Raw genomic sequence first — 3,356 nt, forward strand, 5'->3', positions numbered from 1 at the left:
TTACTTCATTGTTTACGCATTCAAAAAGTCTTTTTACCTCATGAAAACGACCTTCAGTAACCGTTACCAGAGCTTCATGTTCTGAGAGAATCTCAAGCAGAGCACTCTTATATCTGGTTTTCTCCTCCGGATGTTTCAGTCCTTTTTTGAAAAGCTCAACATCCTTTGGAACAATCGGCTCTCGAGTTGAAACCTGATATGTCTTAGTTACCTCTGATTTAGGAGAGGTTATCTTATGATTAAGATCACCGTCATCAGTCACCAGCAGAAGACCTGTAGTATCTATATCCAGCCTGCCCACACAGTGCATCTGAGTAAACTTTGGAATATCACTGAAGATATTTATAACCACAGGATTATTGTTATCTCTGTCGGCACAGACATACCCTGCTGGTTTATTAAGCATAAAAACACGTTTTTTAAATCCGTCTGACGCTTCAACCTCGTAACCGTCGATAACTATTTCGTCGGTTACTAAAATCTTTGCAGCAGGATCTAAAACGATTTCACCATTTACTTCAACCTCGCCTGCCTTAATAAGCTTTGCGGCAGCAGATCGAGGTACATCGAAGTTATGAGATACAGCCTTGTCTAAACGAAGGGTATCTTTAGCCATTATATTTTCCTAAGATCAGGGTAGCATTAGTACCACCGAATCCAAAGCTGTTGGACATAATGGTATTCAGGATAGCCTCACGAGCGGTATTGGCAACAATATCAAAGCCCTTGGCATTTTCATCTAAGGTTTCAATATTAATAGAAGGAGCAATAAAGTTATTCTGCATCATAATCAGACTGAAGATTGCTTCATTTACACCAGCTGCGCCTAACGCATGTCCTGTCATGGATTTGGTTGAGGAGATTGGAGGACAGTGCTCTCCAAATACAGCACGAATTGCCTCAAGCTCCTTGATATCACCTAAAACAGTGGCTGTACCGTGAGTATTGATATAATCAATCTTTGAGTCACATGTCTCAAGAGCCTGTTTCATACATCTTAAGGCACCTTCTCCAGATGGTGCTACCATATCATAGCCGTCAGAGGTTGCACCATAACCGACGACCTCTGCAATGATGTTAGCGCCTCTTGCCTTGGCATGCTCTTCAGACTCTAAAACCAGAATACCGCCACCGGCACCGATAACAAAACCGTCACGATTTGCATCATAAGGCCTTGAAGCCTTCTCTGGAGTCTCATTAAAGCCTTTTGATAATGCGCCCATTCCGTCAAAAAGACATGAGATAGTCCAGTCGGCAGATTCACCGCCACCTGCAAACATTACATCCTGTCTGCCCAAAGCAATCTGATCACAGGCAAGAGCAATACAGTGAGCAGAGGTTGAACATGCTGAGCTTACGCTCATTGAAGCACCTCTGATCTTAAATGCGGTGGCAAGGTTTGCAGAAACAGTTGAACTCATAGCCTTAGGAACTGCATATGGGCCAACTTTCTTTACACCTTTCTCAACGAGAATGTCTGCAGATTCAACAATAGTTCTGGTGTCTCCACCGCCAGAACCAGCAATCAGACCTGTTCTGTCATTGCTTACGTCTTCATCGCTAAGACCAGCCATACTGATTGCTTCTTTCATGGCAATATAGGAATAAGCTGCAGCTTCCCCCATGAAACGAAGAACTTTTCTGTCTATCAGCTCTTTTAAGTCTAAATCTACAAGGCCGGCTACCTGGGAACGCATTTGTTTATCAACAAAGTCCTGAGCCTTTTTAATTCCTGATTTACCTTCTTTTAGTGACTTTAAAACTGCATCTACGCCTACACCAATCGAAGATACAATTCCGTAACCTGTAATGACAACTTTTTTTAATGTCATACGTACTCCAAAAAAATAAAGTTTTTTTTATATGTTATGTGCGCACATTGAACCGCATAAAGTGTGCAAGATTGCGGTTTAGTGCATTGACGAATATAAACTTCAGATGAATTATAACAATTATGTTTTCCTGTGAATACCTCTTGAGACCTATCACAATAAAAGTTGTCCTATTCTTGCTTCATCGATCACAACATTGTTAATAATAGAATTTACGCTCAAAAAGTCAGAGGAAGTCCAACAGAATGGGAACGCAAAAAAAACTAAGCTTTTGATTTGAATTTCTGAATTTTGTTGTATAATAGCGCACGTTGAAAAGACGATATATAACATATATATCAGCTTAAACCAGTATTATTTAGGTATTTATTTTTTTATATGGCAAAAGAAGAAAGCATTGAAATGCAGGGAACAATCCTAGAAACCCTGCCAAATACTATGTTCCGCGTTCAGCTGGAAAACGGTCATATCGTTATGGCCCACATCTCAGGAAAGATGCGTAAGAATTACATCAGAATTCTTACTGGTGACAAGGTTACCGTTCAGATCACTCCTTACGATCTGACAAAAGGCAGAATCACTTTCCGCGCCCGCTAAAAAATCCCCTAAAAAATATTTAACCACTTAATGCGTACAGTATTAAGTGGATTAGCTTATTCTTAATTTTCAAAAATTTGGAAGAGATTGCTGTGTCTTTAAAAGAACTTATAAAAAGGTATTTTCTTTTCTTTATTTCTGTTGTTTTTCAAGGAATTGCGATTGCCTTAATTACATTTGCAAATATAGGAACAACACCTATTTCTTCTGCAAACTATGTACTGTCGCTGCACTCTGCCTTCACTCTTGGCGAAACAACTCTTATCTTTAATATTCTGCTGATGATTCTTCAGGTAATGTTCATCTCTATAGGAAAGGATCCACTGAAGAAACACGCTGTGAATCTTTTAATGCAGATACCAGTCTGTCTGATTTTTTCCGGCATGATAGATCTAGCTATGAATCTTCTGAGAGTATCTCTTCCTGAAGAAATCAGTTACATCCTTTCCTGGATTCTGGTTGTTTCAGGTACAGTACTTCTCGCATTAGCTGTATCTATGTCTGTAACATCAAATGTTGCTATGGTTCCAGGAGAATACTTTATTAAGATCTTCCATCCTCTTGTTAACCGAACCTTCAGCTTCGTAAAGACCTTCTTTGATATCTTTCTTGTTTCGTCAGCTGTGATCCTATCCTTGTTTCTGACAGGTTTCACCCAGATTGAGGCTGTTCGTGAAGGAACGCTGTTTGCAGCCCTATGCACCGGACCTATCGTACATTTCTTTATTCCGCTTACAGCAAAGCTGAAAACAATGCTGCAGAGATAAAAAAATCCGCCGGCTGTCGTTCAAAAGGAAAACAGCCTGACGGATAACAATAGCAATTATTTGCTAGATATTCTTGATAATCTCATCTCCAAATTCGCTGGTTGTTAAGGTTGTTGCACCTTCCATCAGACCTGAGAAATCAGAAGTTACACGCTTTGAG

4 protein-coding genes are annotated in these 3,356 nt (G+C 39.9%); 2 read left to right on the forward strand and 2 right to left on the reverse strand.

Annotation, left to right across the window (positions count from 1 at the left end; all coding sequences use genetic code 11):
- Positions 1-616: pseudouridine synthase (locus QZU45_RS11675; protein ID WP_295355480.1), on the reverse strand; the 616-nt coding region annotated here is incomplete at its 3' end.
- Positions 609-1,832 (reverse strand): beta-ketoacyl-ACP synthase I, encoded by a 1,224-nt coding sequence (gene fabB / locus QZU45_RS11680; protein ID WP_295355482.1) that lies wholly within the window; start codon positions 1,830-1,832, stop codon positions 609-611. The genes fabB and QZU45_RS11675, both read right to left, overlap by 8 nt.
- Before the next feature lie 378 nt (positions 1,833-2,210).
- Here fabB and infA point away from each other — a divergent pair, with 378 nt between their 5' ends.
- Together infA and QZU45_RS11690 are read left to right on the forward strand one after the other, a co-directional pair.
- Positions 2,211-2,429: a translation initiation factor IF-1 gene (gene infA / locus QZU45_RS11685; RefSeq protein WP_031492527.1), complete on the forward strand. Its 219-nt coding sequence runs from the start codon at positions 2,211-2,213 to the stop codon at positions 2,427-2,429.
- Between the two features lie 92 nt (positions 2,430-2,521).
- Complete coding sequence (locus QZU45_RS11690; protein WP_295355484.1) at positions 2,522-3,196, forward strand: hypothetical protein; 675 nt, start codon at positions 2,522-2,524, stop codon at positions 3,194-3,196.
- Positions 3,197-3,356 lie beyond the last annotated feature (160 nt).

This window comes from uncultured Succinivibrio sp., assembly GCF_902756765.1.
GTDB lineage: Bacteria > Pseudomonadota > Gammaproteobacteria > Enterobacterales > Succinivibrionaceae > Succinivibrio.

Bases quoted from the DNA above. Each gene is read 5' to 3' on its own strand.
- fabB (WP_295355482.1), bottom strand. From the start codon at position 1,832: ATGACATTAAAAAAAGTTGTCATTACAGGTTACGGAATTGTATCTTCG.
- infA (WP_031492527.1), top strand. From the start codon at position 2,211: ATGGCAAAAGAAGAAAGCATTGAAATGCAGGGAACAATCCTAGAAACC.